This is a genomic window from Streptosporangium sp. NPDC049644, assembly GCF_040675205.1.
Lineage (GTDB): Bacteria > Actinomycetota > Actinomycetes > Streptosporangiales > Streptosporangiaceae > Streptosporangium > Streptosporangium fukuiense.
Map to the genome: position 1 here is coordinate 22,825 of NZ_JBFAOJ010000008.1, position 14,973 is coordinate 37,797.

Consider the following 14,973-nt stretch of genomic DNA (forward strand, 5'->3'; position numbering starts at 1 on the left):
AGTAGGGGGTGGAACGGTGACCGACGCCGAGTACGTGAACATCTGGATGCGGCCCGAGCGCCCCACCCGCGGGCCGAAGCCGGTCTACAGCCGCGCGCAGATCACCGAGGCGGCCGTCCGGATCGCCGACGCCGAGGGCCTGGAGGCCGCCACCATGCGCCGCATCGCCGCCGAGATCGGCGCCGGCGCGATGTCCCTCTACCGGTACGTCCCGAGCCGCGACGACCTCGTCGAGCTCATCGCCGACCGGCTGCAGGGCGAGGTCGACGTCGAGGGCATGCCCTCCGGCGACTGGCGCGCGGATCTGACCCGCTACGCCGACGGGCTGCGGGCGATGTGGCTGCGGCACCCGTGGATCGTCACCGTGCAGCGGTCACTCCCCAGCTTCGGCCCCAACCAGCTGCGCCTGATCGAACGGGTGATGGGTGCCCTCGACCCGCACGTCTCCATCGACGAGAACCTCGGCCTCATGGCCATGCTGAACGGCTATGTCGAGGGCGCCGTCCGCGAGGAGATCAGCTGGGCCGAGGAGGTCCGCCGCAGCGGGCTCAGCGAGTCGGAGTGGATGGTGCGGAGCTCCCCGCGCGTCCACCAGCTGCTGGAGAGCGGGGACTATCCGATCTTCAGCAAGATCGTGACGGAGGCGCGCCGGCTGCACCTGAGCCGCGACGACCAGTTCCGGCACGGGCTCCAGCGCGTCCTCGACTGCATCGCCGCGGCCCTCCCGTCAACGGCCGAGCCTCCGACCTCGGCGCACCGAGAGGGGTATTCCCCGACGCTCGCCACCAGGGGTGCCGGGTTCACGAGACCCGCAATGTGATCAACTCCCTGCCGAAGTCGGCCCAGGACCGCCGGCGCGCGATCACCGCACCCCACCTCGTCGACCCCCGATCCACAGGTCTTGACGATTTCTCGGTCTGAGCGAACCGGGCCGTGGCCGACCTGGCGGATGGGAGATCAGCGAAGGCCAGGGCGGTGGCTGAATGGGCCACGGACCAAGGAACGGAGTACCTCCACCGACAGATCATGACAATCTGCGGGAGGTGCTCTGGTACGGAACACGACGACACCCCCCGGCCCCGAGGACTCCGGGCCGGGGGGTGTCGTGGGTGCCGGGGCGCTGGTCTCCGGGTTCCCGGCTTTTCCGGGAACCCGGCCCCGGGCACGGGTGGACTTGGTTACCGGACGCCTCGCCTGCCGTACAGGCTCACCGCCAGGATGACGCCGACCGCTGCCAGGGCGATCTGGATGACGAGTTCGATCCAGTCGATGCCCGACGTGGTGGCGACTCCGAGCGCTCCGGCGATCGCGGTGCCGATGAGGGCGGCGACGATACCGATGACGATGGTCAGCCAGATCGGGATGGCCTGCTTGCCGGGCACGACGAGCCGACCCAGGGCACCGATGATGGCGCCGATGACGATGGCGGTGATGATGCCGGTGACTGTCATGTTCCACGCTCCTGTCTGCTCAGCTGCCAGGCGTATGCCCTGGGAAAGACGAACAACACATAACGGAGTGACCCGAATTACTGGCCGTGGGTCACGATCCTGTTGTGAAGTGGTCGTATACGGGTTCCGACCGGCGATCATCGCCCGGAGGATCCCGGTGTCAGGAGACCCGGTCGACTGGCTTTCCCGGCGTTTCGCCGGTCGGGTCACCGACAGGAACGGCGGGGACGCCGGGGACGCCGGGGGTGGCGCCGCTCAGCAGGGAGCGGACGAGTCCGAGGCCGGTGCCGCCGAGGGTGAGCGCCTTGGCCAGCATCTCCTCGACACCCTGGGCGCCGTTGAGAACGACCATGTGGTCGACGTTGCCGAAGGACTTCGCCCCCGCCTCGACGATCTGCGGCCAGTTCTCGGCGAGCTGCTGGGCGATGACCGCCTCCTGGTTGTCGGCGAGGGCCTCGGAACGGGCCCGGATCGCGTCGGCCTCGGCCAGGCCCCTCGCCTTGGCCGCCTCGGCCTCCGCGAGTCCCTGCGCCCTGGAAGCCTCCGCGGCGGCCAGGCCGGTGGCCTTGGTAGCGTCGGCGGCGGCGAGGCCGCGCAGCCGCACGGACTCCGCCTCGGCCGCGGCCGCCTGCTTGACCTGCGACGCCTGCGCGGCGGCGCGGAGCTCGGTCTCGCGGGCCTCGGCCTCGGCCTGGGCGATGCGGGCGTCGCGTTCGGCCTGGGAGGCCGTCACCGTCTCGTACGCCCTGGCGTCGGCGGGCTTGCGGACCTGGGCCTGCAGTCGCTGCTCGGCCAGCGCCGCCTCAAGCTCGGCGGCACGGGTCTCCTGGACGACGACCTCCTGGCGGGCGGACGCCTCCGACAGCGGCCCCGCCTGGCGGGACCTGGCCAGCGCCTCGTCGATCTCGGCCTGGTAGGCGGCCTGCTTGATCTGGGAGTCGCGCCAGGCCGCGGCCTTGTTGGCGGCGGCGACCTGCTCTGCCTCGGTGGCCTCCTGGTCACGCTGGGCCTCGGCGATGCGCGCCGAGGCGGCGATCCTGGCGGCGTGCGGCTTCCCGAGGTTGGTGATGTAGCCCGTCTCGTCCTCGATCTCCTGGATCTGCAGGGAGTCGACGATCAGGCCAAGCTTGATCATCTCGTCGGCGGCCGAGGCGCGGGTCTCGCCGGTCAGCCGCTCCCGGTTGAGGATGAGGTCCTCGACCGTCAGGTTGCCGATGATCGATCGCAGGTGGCCGGTGAACAGTTCGTGGATGGCGCCGTTCATCGAGTCCTGTTGGTCCAGGAAGCGGCGGGCGGAGTTGGCGATCGAGTGCAGGTCGTCGCCGACCTTGTAGATCACGACGCCGCGTACCACCACCGGGATGCCCTGCTGGGTGACGCAGGAGACCTGGAGGTTGGCGGCCCGGCTGTCCAGGCGCAGGCGGCGCGCGGTCTGGAATCCGGGGAGCACGGAGGTGCCCTTGCCTGTGATGATCTTGAATCCCAGGCTGTCGGCCTCCTCGCTCCTGCCCCGGGCGCCGAGCCCGGAGATGATCAGCGCCTCGTTGGGCTCGGCCACCCGCCAGATGGCCTTGAAGAGCAGGACGATGACAGAAAGGGCGACGATGACGACGCCCCCGATGACGAAGTACTCCGTAGGCATCGCGGCCTCCGCGGTGGGGGATGAGAGAACTGTCAGCCGAGCGCTCGGGAGACGTAGACGGTGCGCGGCGGGAAGAAGTCGACGATCACGACGATCGAGCCGACGGTGAACTCCTCGTCGGGAACCGTGGGATGCGCGTAGAACGCCTCGACACCGCCCCGGACCACCACCATCACCTCACCGACCAGGCCGGGGCCGATCTTTCCGGTGACCCTGCCCTCTTTACCGACCACGCGTTACTCCCCGGATCAGCCGCCAAGGGGGAGAAACGAATGCGCGCCTCGCTCCGCCACGCACCGTGCCGTGACGTGAACTCGGCCGGACGTTAATCCCCGCGCCTCACTTTATAGGGGTAACGGGCCGACTTCCGATAACGTTCCGGCTTATCCTGAAAATTCATACGGCATACCTCCCTCGCGTCCGCCCCCCGGCTCATGTAATCCGAGGTCAGAGGCGGAAAGGGATGGAACGGCGGGGAACCATGCGGAGTGGCATGTCCCGGTTGCGCCAGGCGTGGGTCCTTTCCTCGGACCGGATAGGTCACGGCGTGCCGTCGTCGCCCACCCTTCCTTTCAATTCCCGGCGACCATGACATGACTCTCATGCAGGAGATATCGTGACAGCACGCTAATGGCATGGGTAAAAACTTCCCGAAAACACAGCGCGGCGACCGCGGCGATCCATTCACATCGTGATGATCGCCCCATGACCGATCCTGATGAGATCAATCCACGTAAGGCCCTGGAACTCGGTATGGACCGGCCCATCTCCCGCCGGGACTTCTTCGACGGGGTGATCGCGGCCACCGGGATCGCGGCGGCGTGCTCGCTGCCCGGGATCGGCGGACGGAACACCTCCCCGGCCAAGGGCGCGGAAGACCTGGAGCTCTCGCCCGACACCTCCTACCCGCCGTCCCTCACCGGGCTGCGCGGTGACACCGCGGAGGCGCTGAGCGTGCCCCACGCCCTTCGTGACCAGCGGTTCTGGGCATACGCCGGGATGCCGGAACCCACCGGCGAGCGCTATGACCTGGTCGTGGTCGGCGCGGGGATCAGCGGCCTCAGCGCGGCCCACCGGTGGCTGGAACGCGATCCGGGCGCACGGATCCTGATCCTGGACAATCACGACGACATCGGCGGGCACGCCCTGCGCAACGAGTTCCGCCCAAGGGCCAGGAAGGGGCCGCTGGTCGCGTACGGCGGGTCACGGTCGATCATCAACCCGGCGGCATGGACCCCCGAGGGGAAGGACCTGCTCGCCAAGCTGGACATCCGCCCCGAGAGGCTTACCGGGGAGCGGAGGCTCTACCCGGACCTGGGGATGCACGACAGCGTCTTCTGCGACCGGGAGACCTTCCCGGCCGAGCGGCTGGTCGTGTTCACCCCCGGCAAGGGGGCACCGCGGTGGATCGCCGAACTGCCGGTCGCGGAGCAGGCCGGAAAGGACCTGCTCATGCTGTACGGCGACCCGCCGGACTGGTTTCCCGGCCTGTCCGGCGAGGAGAAACAGGAGCGGCTGGCCAGGCTCACCTACTCGGGTTTCCTCGCCGAGGTCTGCGGGGTCCATCCGGACGTGCTGAAGTTCGTCCAGACCATGCCGAGTGACGAGTGGGCCTACGGCTCCGACGCCTTCGGCGCGATCGACGCCTGGGCCTGCGCCGACGAGCACCGGTACGCCGGATTCCAGGGGCTCGGCCTCGACGCCTCCAAGCCGTCCAGGTACAACTCCCCGACCGTGATCAAGGAGTGGGACGCGGGCGAGCCGCGCGCCTACCGCTTCCCCGAGGGCAACCAGGCGATCGTCCGGATGATGGCCGCCCGGATGATCCCCGGCTTCGCCACGACCGCCGACATGGCGGGGATCACCACCGCGAGCTTCGACTACGGCGCGCTCGACCGGCCGGGCAACCGGGTCCGGGTGCGCCTGTCCAGCCCGGTGGTCTCGGCGGCCAACGACGGCCGGCCAGAGGCGGCCACCGGCGCCACGGTCGGCTACTTCGACGGCGAGCGGGTGCGGACCGTGCGGGCCGGAAGCGTGATCATGGCCTGCTGGAACTCGATGATCCCCTACCTGGTCGGCGACCTGCCGCTCGCGCAGCGGGCGGCGCTGTACCGGGCGGTCAAGGTGCCCCTGCTGTACGCGACGGTCCAGCTCCGTGACTGGCGCGCCTGGCAGGAGATCGGGATCAGGCGCGCCAGGTTCACCGGCGCCCGCTGGTGCGTGGCCGAACTCGACGACCCGGCCGACATCGGCGGCTACCGGTGTCCGAGGACCTCCTCCGAGCCGATCGCGGTGCACATGGTCAGCACGCCCGTCACGCCCGGCGTGTCACCCGCGCACGGCTCGATCGCCGGCCGGTACGCCCTGATCGAGACGCCGTACGGGCACCTGGAGTACAGCATCCGCGACCAGCTCACCCGGTTGCTCGGCCCGGGAGGCTTCGACGCGGCCCGCGACATCGAGGCGATCACGGTCAACCGGTGGGGGCACGGCCACACCCCTGAGTACGCCACCCCGTGGGATCTCGACTTCTACCCCGACGGCCGGCCACCGGCGGCCGTCGCCCGCCGGCCGCACGGCCGGATCGCGATCGCCAACGCCGACTCCGTGCCCGCCGCCCGCGCCGACGCGGCCGTCACCGCCGCCTACCGCGCGGTCGCGGAGCTACAGCGCTGACGGGGTGCTGACGGGGTGCTGACGGGGTGCTGACGGGGAATCACCCGGGCTTCCTCAGCCCAGTGAAGGCCCAGCTCATCCTCGGCTCGACCGCCCAGCGGGTGGCGCGCCGCACCGGCTCCGTACACAGCAGGGCGGCGAGCCCGACCCCGAGAAGCGCCACGGCCGTCACCCCCGCCACGGTCTGGGCCCAGTCGCCGTAGAACCGCTCGGCGACCTTCACCACCAGGCCGTGCAGCAGGTAGGCGTACATCGTCGCCGCGCCGAGCCCCGAGTACCAGGTGCGCCTGGCCGGGGTGACCGCCAGGAACGCCGCGACGAGCAGTGCCCCGGCGGCCAGCATGCCGAGGCGGATCAGGCTTCCGGTGAGGTCGTCGACGCCGATCGCGTCGTTGGCGTGCCGCCACCGGATCCACTCGGTCTTCACCAGACTGTGCGTGGCGAGCGCCAGGACACCGCCCAGGACCAGCACGATCGCCCCCGCGGCCCGTGCCCACCGCCGCCTGAGCCACTCGAAGTGCTCGGGACGGAGCATCAGCCCGAGCACGTAGAACGGGAGCAGGCCGAGGGTCCGGTTCATCGACAGCTCGTCGGGAAGCCTGCTCATCCCCGACAGCAGCGACAGCCCGACCGCGACCGTCAGCGGCCACCGCAGCTGCTGCCAGACCGGTGTGGACAGCCGCCACAGGAAGAGCGACATCAGGAACCAGGTCAGGTAGTACGGGTCGAGGAGGCTGATGTCGAGCTTGCCGTACAGGATGAGGCGAGGCAGCGAGTAGAGCAGTTCGAAGATCACGTACGGGACGGCGAGCGTGCTGATCAGCCTGCGCGCCTTGCCGGAGGAGAAGGTGAAGTTCCGCGACAGGTAGCCGCTGAGCACGATGAACAGCGGCATGTGGAACGTGTACACGTAGAAGTAGGCCGCGTGCGCGACCGGCACGTCCCGCAGGCCCTCGATCAGGTGACCCGAGACGACCAGGGTGATCGCCAGGAACTTGGCGTTGTCGAAGAACGGGTCCCTGTCCGCGGCGGGCGGGAGAGCGGCCCGCAGCGGGGTTGCGACACTCACAGCCCGGACCGTAGCCAGACCCGCCCAACGCCCGGCGAACAACCGGTGACCGCCGGGGAAATCCCCGCGCGGTCCCACCGGCGCCACCCGGTGGGATCGTGCGACGGCTACCCGACGGCGGCGGCGCTGGCGTCCCAGAGCGCGCGGGCCAGCGCGGGGTCGGCCATTCTGCCGGGGACGGCCGCCGGGGCGCTTTTGGCGAAGTAGCGGCCCGGGTGGGTGGTGCCGTCCGGGTGGGTGGCGAGGTGCACCATGGTGCTCGCGCCCTCCTCGACGGTCTGGCCCATGCCGGGGATGTTCTTCACCATCCACATCATCAGCGTGGCCGGGGCGAACTCGGTCTTGATCACACCGGGATGGAAGCAGGTCGCGGTCACCCCGGTGCCCGCGAGGCGCCGGGCCAGCTCCACCGTGAAGAGGGCGCCCGCCTGCTTGGAGTCCCCGTACTGGAGCCAGCCGCTCCAGCGCCGCCGCTCGCGGTCGAGATCGGACGGATCGAGGCGCCCGGCCTTGCCCGCCCGGGAGGAGGTGGTGATCACCCGCTCCCCGATCCGCTCCAGCAGCAGGTTCGTCAGCAGGAAGGGGGCGAGGTGGTTGACCTGGATCATCGTCTCGTGGCCGTCGCGGGTGAGCGTGCGCTCGGTGGTCATGACACCCGCGTTGTTGACGAGAATGTCAATCCGCTCGTAACGGGAGAGCAGCTCGGCCGCCAGTCCGCGCACCTCGTCCAAGGAGGTGTAATCGCAGGTGAACGTATCCGGGACCGTTCCCGAGACCGCCGCCACCCTTTCCGCCACGTGAGCTGTCTTACCGGGATTACGGCCGACCAGAACAACCCGCTGTCCGCGCCTCGCGAGCTCTACCGCCGCCGCCTCACCAATTCCGGCACTAGCCCCGGTAATCACACTAATCATCCGATCCTCCACTGCGCAGAAAGCGTATTCGGTGCTAGTCTCCTATGCGATCTTCCGGAGGCCTATCCATCCCTAAACCGGCACGAGCCTCCACACGCTCAGAGGTTGGGACGAGTGGACATGGGCTCTAGAAACCGCTCGATTCGGTTCAAGATTTTCTTGCTGTTGCTCCTGCCACTGTTGTCACTGAGCGCACTGTGGGGCTTCGTGCTCAACCTGACCGTCGGTGACGGGATCACGCTGCTCAACGCGAACAGCATCTACCAGTCGGTGGGTGTCACCTCCACTGATCTGGGACTACAGCTTCAGGCGGAGCGGACGCAGTCGTCGGTGGCGATCAGCTCCCGGGTCCTCACGAGCGGGATGGGTGAGCAGCGCTCCCGGACCGACCGGGCGGTCGAGGCGTTCAGGAAGGCCACCGCCTCCGAGAGTTCCGGCAGCCCGGAACTGCGTAGCTCACTGGACGCGCTGCTCGGCCAGCTCAACCGGCTTCCGAACATCCGGTCGGGCGTCGACAGCGGACAGCAGGCACGGCTGACCGTGCTGTCGAGCTACAACCGGATCCTCGACGCGGTCTTCCTGGTGTACGACCAGATGGCCGCGGTGCCCGATCTGTCGATCTTCCAGCAGGCCACGGCCATGCAGGGCATGGGCAACGCCTATGAGATGTTCGCCAGGGAGAACGCGCTGATCAGCGGGGCCCTGATCGACTACCGGCTGTCGGAGGAGGAGCGCAAGGCCTTCGGCGAGTACGTCACCACCCGGAACTTCCTGCACACCAAGGGTGTGGCCCTGCTCGATCCCGAACTGGGCAGGACCTACCGCGAGACCTTCGAGTCCGCGGCCTTCGAGAAGTTCACGGACCTGGAGAAGGCCGTCATCGGGTCGACCGGCAACCGGCTGGCCCCCGAGGCGGCCAGGTGGAAGACGACCGCGAACGAGATGTCGGCCTGGCTGGACAAGGTCAACCTCGCCGCCTCCAAGAAGCTGGCGGAGCGGGCCCAGACGGCGGCCACCGGCATCCTGCTCCGGATCGTGATCGCCGGCGGCGTCGGCCTGATCGCGGTGGTCGCGTCGATCATCATCTCGGTCCGCTTCGGCCGCCGCCTGGCCGCCGAGCTCGCCGGGCTCCGTTCGGCCGCCCTGGAGCTGGCGGACGTGCGGCTCCCCCGCGTCGTGGAGCGCCTGCGGCGCGGCGAGGAGGTCGACGTGCGGGCCGAGGCGCCGCCGATCCAGGCGGGCGGCTCGACCGAGGTGCACGACGTGGCCCACGCCTTCGGCTCGGTGCAGCGGACCGCGGTCGAGGCCGCCGTCGGCCAGGCCAACCTGAGGCGTGGCGTCAGCCAGGTCTTCGTGAACCTGGCCCGGCGCAAGCAGAGCCTGCTCCACCGCCAGCTCACCCTGCTCGACAGCATGCAGCACCGGGCGAGTGACCCCGACAGCCTTGAGGACCTGTTCCGGCTGGATCACCTGACCACCCGTATGCGGCGGCACGCCGAGGGCCTGATCATCCTGTCCGGCGCGGCACCCGGCCGGTCGTGGCGCAAGCCGGTGCCGGTGGTCGACGTGCTGCGAGCCGCGATCGCCGAGGTCGAGGACTACACCCGGGTCAACGTGATGCCGGTGGCCGACATCTCGCTCGACGGGGCCGCGGTCGCCGACATCACCCACCTGGTGGCCGAGCTGATCGAGAACGCCACGATCTACTCCCCGCCGCAGACCATGGTGACCGTGCGCGGCGACGTGGTGGCCAACGGGTTCGCCGTCGAGGTCGAGGACCGCGGCCTGGGCCTGAGCCCCATGGAGTACGCGGCCATCAACGAGCGGCTGGCCAACCCGCCGGAGTTCGACCTGGCCGACAGCGACCGGCTGGGCCTGTTCGTGGTGGGCCAGCTCGCCTCCCGGCACGGCATCCAGGTCATCCTGCGCGGCTCACCGTTCGGCGGCACCACGGCCATCGTGCTCATCCCCCGTGCGCTGATCGCCCAGCAGGGCTCGCCGCTCGCCCTCACCGTGGAGCAGACGTCCTCCGCCGCCGAACGCGCCGCCGAGCATTCGGGAGAGCCGTTCGACTCCTCCTCGCACGACACGTTCGCACCCTCCGCCAACGGCAACGGCCTGCCCCGCAGGATGAGGCCGGCCTCTCCTGCCCAGTTCACCGCCGCGCCCGCACTCAGCGTGGTGACCGACCCGCCGGCCCATGCCCGGTCCGCCGGGCAGGAGGGACATCCGGGCGGGACCGCGGACCAGGAGACCGGCTGGGCCCACGCCCCCTTCGCCGCGTCGCCCGAGGAGACGCCACAGGGGACCGGTGAGACCCTCCGGACACCTCACGAGTCCGAGCTCGGCAATGACGCTCCGACACGTAAGACGGCCACCCAGCCCCCCAAGGGGCCGGGTGGCCTGCCCCGCCGGATCCGGCAGGCGAACTTGGCGCCTCAGCTCCGCCAGGAGCCCGAGGCGACGGAGCCCGCCCAGCCGGAGCCAAGGGCGGAACCGTGCGAGGAGCGTTCGCCCGACGAGGTCCGCGCGTTGTTCTCCGCCTTCCAGGCGGGTGCGCGGCGCGGACGCGAGGAGCAGGACGATGACTTCGCACACCACACGACAGGCGACAAGGGGGACAAATGACCGGAAAATTGACCAACACCGGCGAGCTGAACTGGCTCCTCGACGACCTGACCACCAGGGTGGGCGCGGTGCGCCAGGCGGTGATCCTCTCCACCGACGGGCTGGCCGTCGGCTTCTCGAAGGGGCTCAACCGCGAGGACGCCGAACATCTGTCCGCGGTCGCAGCCGGATTCCAGAGCCTGGCACGCGGCGCGGGACGCCATTTCGGCGGCGGTGAGGTGCGCCAGACCATCGTGGAGATGGAGTCGGCGTTCCTGTTCGTCACCGCCGCCGGACAGGGCACCTGCCTGGCCGTGCTGAGCAGCTCCGACGCCGATGTGGGTCACATCGCGTACGAGATGGCGATGCTGGTCAAGCGGGTGGGCCAGCATATCTCCACCAGTCCGCGCCAGGGTCTCTCATGAGCGGGGGAGCGGGTGGTGGCGCCGTCCATGAACCGTCCGATCCCCGAACCCGGTGCCGGAGGTCCGGATGACACACTGGATGGACGAGGAGGCCGGACCGGTCGTCCGGCCCTACGCGCTCATCAGGGGTCGCACCCGCTCCTCCGGTGACACTCTGGACCTGGTCGCGATGGTCACCTCGACCCGCGCCGTTCCGTCCGGGGGATTCGTCCCCGGGCCGGAACAGGAACGCATTCTCGCCATGGTCACCACCCCGACCTCGGTCGCCGACGTCGCCTCGGACCTCAACCTGCCACTCGGCGTGGTCAAGGTCCTTCTCGGCGACCTGCAGGACCACAAGCTCATCTCGATCGGGCGCGCCTCCGCGAGCGAGCGCATTCTCAAGGAAGTGATCAATGGACTTCGGGCCCTCTGACGAACCCGTCGCCCTCAAGATTCTCATCGCGGGTGGCTTCGGGGTGGGAAAGACCACACTCGTGGGCGCCATCAGTGAGATCCGGCCGCTCCGCACCGAGGAGGTGCTCTCCGACCGCGGTATCGGCATCGACGACGTCGACGGCGTGGAGGGCAAGACCACCACCACCGTCGCGATGGACTTCGGCCGCATCACGATCAGGGAGGGTCTGGTCGTCTACCTGTTCGGCACCCCGGGCCAGGAGCGGTTCTGGTTCATGTGGGACGAGCTGTCCTACGGCGCGCTGGGCGCCGTGGTGCTGGCCGACACCCGGCGGCTGACCGACTGCTTCCCCTCGATCGACTACTTCGAGCAGCGCGGCACGCCGTTCATCGTGGCCGTCAACTGCTTCGACGGCGCCGACCGGCACGAGGCGGAGGACGTGCGCGTCGCCCTGGACCTCGACGTGGACGTGCCGGTGCTCCTCTGCGACGTGCGGCGCCGTGTCTCGGCGAAGACGGTGCTCGTGACCCTCGTGGAGCACTCGCTGAAGGTGCTGACGGCCAGCCAGAGCTGAGAGGCGGGCCGGGGGGTTCCCCGGCCCTCGCCACCGAGAGCCCAGGCGCCCCGCCAGGAGGTCACAGTGCCCGCAGGCCGCTGATCAACTCCCTCAGCAGACTCTCCGGCGGCACGGAGGCGGCGGGAAGCGGCGATCTCACCAGGATCAGGCCCTGGTCGAGCAGGTCGCCCAGGAGGACTTTGATCACGCCGACCGGTAGCTCGGCGTCCGACGCGATCTCCACGATCGGGCGTGCCCGCCTGACCAGGTTGAGCAGCCGCCGGTGTTCGGAGCCCAGAGACGCTCCCGGGGAGACCGGTGCCCCTGTCGCCACCGCCATCGAGAGCAGGTCGAACGAGGAGCAGGACGCCCTGGTGCGCCCCCCGGTCACCGCGTAGGGGCGAACGACGGGACCGGCCTCCTCGTCCACCCACTCGACGTCGTCGCTCATTGGCCGGCCATCCGGGGTCCGGTGGCCAGATGCTGTCCGACCCTGGTGACCAGGCGGGCCATCTCGTAGGCGATCAGGCCCACGTCGGCGGCGCCGGTGGTCATGACCGACAGGCAGCTCCCCTGACCGGCGGAGGTGACGAAGAGGAACGCGGAGTCCATCTCCACCATCGTCTGGCGTACGGCTCCGCCGCCGAACTGCAGGCTGGTGCCCTTCGCAAGGCTCTGGAAGCCGGACGCCACCGCCGACAGATGGTCGGCGTCCTCCTTGGTCAGCCCTCTGGACGAGGCCATCATCAACCCGTCGTTGGACAGGATCAGTGCGTGCGAAACGTCCGCCACACTCGTGACGAAGTCATCCAGAAGCCAATAAAGCTCACCCGGCACGTGGTTAAACCCCTTCCCCTCTGATGATCCTGTTGATCTTTACCCCCCACCGGCGCGACGAAGCCGGTCTCATGGACCCGTCTCCGTTCGCGCTCCCGCTCTCACGGCCCCGGCTCAACGCTCGGCACCGCCGTCCTCGTCGTCGGCCCGGCCGCGCTGCCAGCCGGACTGCAGGGCGCTCATCAGCGCTCTCGTCTCCTCCGGTGACCGCTCCTCGATCTCGGCGTTGGGCGAACGCGGCTCCCTGGCCCGCATCGACGGCATGTTCGCCTGCCGTACCCGACGTGGCAACCCGCCGCCGCGCCGCAGCGGCCGCCACAGGTCCGTGGGAATCGGCACCGCCGGTTCACCGGGTTCGCCGGACCCGGCCCGTTCCGGCTGTCCCTCGGGCTCGGGCCGCACGCTGATGACGGTGAGCACCGGCGGCTCCGGCGGCTGCTCGACGGGCTCCGGCTCCCCGAGCAGTTCCTCGGGGATCAGGACGACCACCCCGGTCCCGCCGTACGGCGAGGAGTGCAGCGCGACCTCGACCCGGTACCTGGCGGCCAGCAACCCGACCACGGCGAAGCCCAGCCGATCGGTGTCGGCCGGGTCGAACTCCGGCGGACTGGCCAGGCGCTCGTTGATCGCGGCACGCTTCTCCGCGGTCAGCCCGAGCCCCCTGTCCTCGATCTCGACGGCGAAGCCACGGCCCACGAGCTCACCGCGGACCGAGACCTGGCTGCCGGGCGGGGAGAAGACCGTGGCGTTCTCCAGGAGCTCGGCGAACAGGTGCATCATGTCCGCGACGGCGTTGCCCACCAGGGTGGTGCCGCCCGTCGGGAGGATCCGCACCCGGGCGTAGTCCTCGACCTGGGCGGCGGCCCCGCGCAGTACGTCCTCCATCGGCACCGACGAGCGCCACTTGCGGCCCGCCGCCCCGCCGGACAGGATCACCAGGCCCTCGGCGTGGCGGCGCATGCGGGTGGTGAGGTGGTCGAGCCTGAAGAGGTTCTCCAGCGACTCGGGGTTCTCCGCCCGCTTCTGCATGCCGTCGAGCAGCTTGAGCTGGCGCTGCAGCAGCGACTGGCTCCGGCGGGCGAGGTTGCGGAAGGAGTGGGCGGCGCCCTCGCGCAGCCTGGCCTGCTCCACGGCGGCGTCCACGGCGCGGCGCCGGACGCTGTCGAAGGCGGCGGCGACATCGTGGATCTCGGCGGTGCTGCCCAGCGGTTCCAGCTCGGGTGCCTCGGCCGTCACGTCCACCTTCTCGCCGCGGCGCAGCTTCTCCATCACCCGTGGCAGCCGCACCTCCGCGAGGTCGGTGGCGGCCCGCCGCACGCCGGCGAGTTCCCTGGCGATCCCGCTGCCGATCCGGTACGAGACGAGCAGCGACGCGACGACCGCGGCGAGGCCGAGGACGCCGACGACACCGGCGCGGATGTAGACGCCCATGGTCACCGGCTCGGCCCGCTTGACGAGCGTGGGGCCGACCTCCGTCGTCGACCGCTGGTAGAGGGCGTCCAGCGCGTCGCCCGCGGCACGCCACTCGGTGGCCGAGACACCGCTGCCGGCCAGCAGGCGCGACTCCAGGGCGACGAACCTGGCGTACGTCGAGGAGGCGATCAGCTCCGTGAAGGGGGCGCGCAGCGAGGGCCCCAGCTCGGAGATCGCCTGTTCCATGAGGAATGCCCGGTTGGCGGCGATCCGGGCGAACACTCGCGCCTCGTGCTCCGTCATCGGGCTCCGCAGCGCCAGCGGGCCCGTGGCGAGTGCCCGCTCGCGGCTGAACAGGTTCATGCTCTGGTCGACCATCGTGACGGCGCGCAACTCGCGGTAGAGCGGGAGGTCGTTGGTGGGACTCAGGGTGTTGAAGAGCCGGTTCAGCGCGTCCGGCAGCCGGGCGAACTCCTCGGAGAGCCCCACCGAGTCGATCCGCCCCACGTCGACCCTGGCTCGGATCGCGTCGAGCCCCTCCACCTGCCTGATCAGCTCGGCGTGGCGGGTCCTCGTCTCGTCGGACATCACCGCCTGCACCTCGTCCCGGCCCATCTCCTGGCGGAGGCGGGTGCGGGCCTGGTCGGTGACCGCGCGCTGTCCCGCGAGGGTCTTGTGGTCGGCGTTGGAGCGGGTGGCCAGGTACTCGGCGGACAGGATGTGCTCGCGTTGGATCGCGTTGTTCAGGTCGTTCGAGGGTTTGCCGACGGATTCGTACAGCGTGCCGATGGAGCGCAGGCTCATCGAGTCGCCGACCGTGACGACCGAGGCGAAGCCCCATACCGCCACCAGCGAGGTGAGAGGAATGGCCAGCAGCACCGAGACCTTGAACCGGATGGACTTGCTCGATGCCATGTCACCTCAACGGCTCGCTCACGGAACGCCAGGGGGAGCCCCCGGACGATCTCTAGATCGCCGACGAGAAT

At 69.9% G+C, this 14,973-nt stretch carries 14 protein-coding genes; 6 read left to right on the forward strand and 8 right to left on the reverse strand.

Going from position 1 to position 14,973, the window contains the following annotated elements; translation table 11 throughout:
- The first annotated feature begins 16 nt into the window (after nucleotides 1-16).
- On the forward strand, nucleotides 17-820 hold the full coding sequence (locus tag AB0J58_RS06530; RefSeq protein WP_364211109.1) for a TetR/AcrR family transcriptional regulator: 804 nt from the start codon (nucleotides 17-19) through the stop codon (nucleotides 818-820).
- Nucleotides 821-1,178: 358 nt separating this feature from the next.
- On the opposite strand, the gene AB0J58_RS06535 is transcribed toward AB0J58_RS06530, so the two are convergent.
- From AB0J58_RS06535 to AB0J58_RS06545, 3 genes are all read right to left on the reverse strand, one after another.
- Nucleotides 1,179-1,451 (reverse strand): GlsB/YeaQ/YmgE family stress response membrane protein, encoded by a 273-nt coding sequence (locus AB0J58_RS06535; protein WP_364211112.1) that lies wholly within the window; start codon nucleotides 1,449-1,451, stop codon nucleotides 1,179-1,181.
- Nucleotides 1,452-1,611: 160 nt separating this feature from the next.
- Nucleotides 1,612-3,093, reverse strand: coding sequence for an SPFH domain-containing protein (locus tag AB0J58_RS06540; RefSeq protein WP_364211115.1), 1,482 nt, complete (start codon nucleotides 3,091-3,093; stop codon nucleotides 1,612-1,614).
- A gap of 32 nt (nucleotides 3,094-3,125) precedes the next feature.
- Nucleotides 3,126-3,326 (reverse strand): hypothetical protein, encoded by a 201-nt coding sequence (locus tag AB0J58_RS06545; RefSeq protein ID WP_343961574.1) that lies wholly within the window; start codon nucleotides 3,324-3,326, stop codon nucleotides 3,126-3,128.
- A 472-nt stretch (nucleotides 3,327-3,798) separates the two neighbouring features.
- On the opposite strand from AB0J58_RS06545, the gene AB0J58_RS06550 reads away from it, so the two are divergent.
- The gene (locus AB0J58_RS06550) at nucleotides 3,799-5,769 is read left to right on the forward strand and encodes an FAD/NAD(P)-binding protein (protein WP_364211117.1); all 1,971 of its coding nucleotides are present in this window, start codon (nucleotides 3,799-3,801) and stop codon (nucleotides 5,767-5,769) included.
- Nucleotides 5,770-5,809: 40 nt separating this feature from the next.
- Here AB0J58_RS06550 and AB0J58_RS06555 read toward each other — a convergent pair whose 3' ends face one another.
- On the reverse strand, nucleotides 5,810-6,838 hold the full coding sequence (locus tag AB0J58_RS06555) for an acyltransferase family protein (RefSeq protein WP_364211120.1): 1,029 nt from the start codon (nucleotides 6,836-6,838) through the stop codon (nucleotides 5,810-5,812).
- Nucleotides 6,839-6,945: 107 nt separating this feature from the next.
- Entirely contained in the window at nucleotides 6,946-7,752 is an 807-nt protein-coding gene (locus AB0J58_RS06560; RefSeq protein WP_364211123.1) for an SDR family NAD(P)-dependent oxidoreductase, read from the reverse strand.
- 165 nt (nucleotides 7,753-7,917) lie between these two features.
- On the opposite strand from AB0J58_RS06560, the gene AB0J58_RS06565 reads away from it, so the two are divergent.
- From AB0J58_RS06565 to AB0J58_RS06580, 4 genes are all read left to right on the forward strand, one after another.
- The gene (locus AB0J58_RS06565; RefSeq protein WP_364211126.1) at nucleotides 7,918-10,380 is read left to right on the forward strand and encodes a nitrate- and nitrite sensing domain-containing protein; all 2,463 of its coding nucleotides are present in this window, start codon (nucleotides 7,918-7,920) and stop codon (nucleotides 10,378-10,380) included.
- Nucleotides 10,377-10,784: a roadblock/LC7 domain-containing protein gene (locus AB0J58_RS06570; protein ID WP_030916058.1), complete on the forward strand. Its 408-nt coding sequence runs from the start codon at nucleotides 10,377-10,379 to the stop codon at nucleotides 10,782-10,784. The genes AB0J58_RS06565 and AB0J58_RS06570 overlap by 4 nt, the downstream gene beginning before the upstream one ends.
- A 67-nt stretch (nucleotides 10,785-10,851) precedes the next feature.
- On the forward strand, nucleotides 10,852-11,199 hold the full coding sequence (locus AB0J58_RS06575) for a DUF742 domain-containing protein (RefSeq protein WP_030916054.1): 348 nt from the start codon (nucleotides 10,852-10,854) through the stop codon (nucleotides 11,197-11,199).
- A complete protein-coding gene (locus AB0J58_RS06580) occupies nucleotides 11,180-11,755 on the forward strand; it encodes an ATP/GTP-binding protein (protein WP_343961561.1) in 576 nt (191 codons plus the stop codon). Before AB0J58_RS06575 ends, AB0J58_RS06580 begins: the two co-directional genes overlap by 20 nt.
- 61 nt (nucleotides 11,756-11,816) lie before the next feature.
- Here the strand turns inward: AB0J58_RS06580 and AB0J58_RS06585 are convergent, their stop codons facing one another.
- From AB0J58_RS06585 to AB0J58_RS06595, 3 genes are all read right to left on the reverse strand, one after another.
- Entirely contained in the window at nucleotides 11,817-12,188 is a 372-nt protein-coding gene (locus tag AB0J58_RS06585) for a DUF742 domain-containing protein (RefSeq protein WP_343961559.1), read from the reverse strand.
- A complete protein-coding gene (locus AB0J58_RS06590) occupies nucleotides 12,185-12,574 on the reverse strand; it encodes a roadblock/LC7 domain-containing protein (RefSeq protein ID WP_343961557.1) in 390 nt (129 codons plus the stop codon). The genes AB0J58_RS06585 and AB0J58_RS06590 overlap by 4 nt, the downstream gene beginning before the upstream one ends.
- A gap of 114 nt (nucleotides 12,575-12,688) precedes the next feature.
- Entirely contained in the window at nucleotides 12,689-14,902 is a 2,214-nt protein-coding gene (locus AB0J58_RS06595) for a nitrate- and nitrite sensing domain-containing protein (RefSeq protein ID WP_364211130.1), read from the reverse strand.
- Between the last annotated feature and the right edge of the window lie 71 nt (nucleotides 14,903-14,973).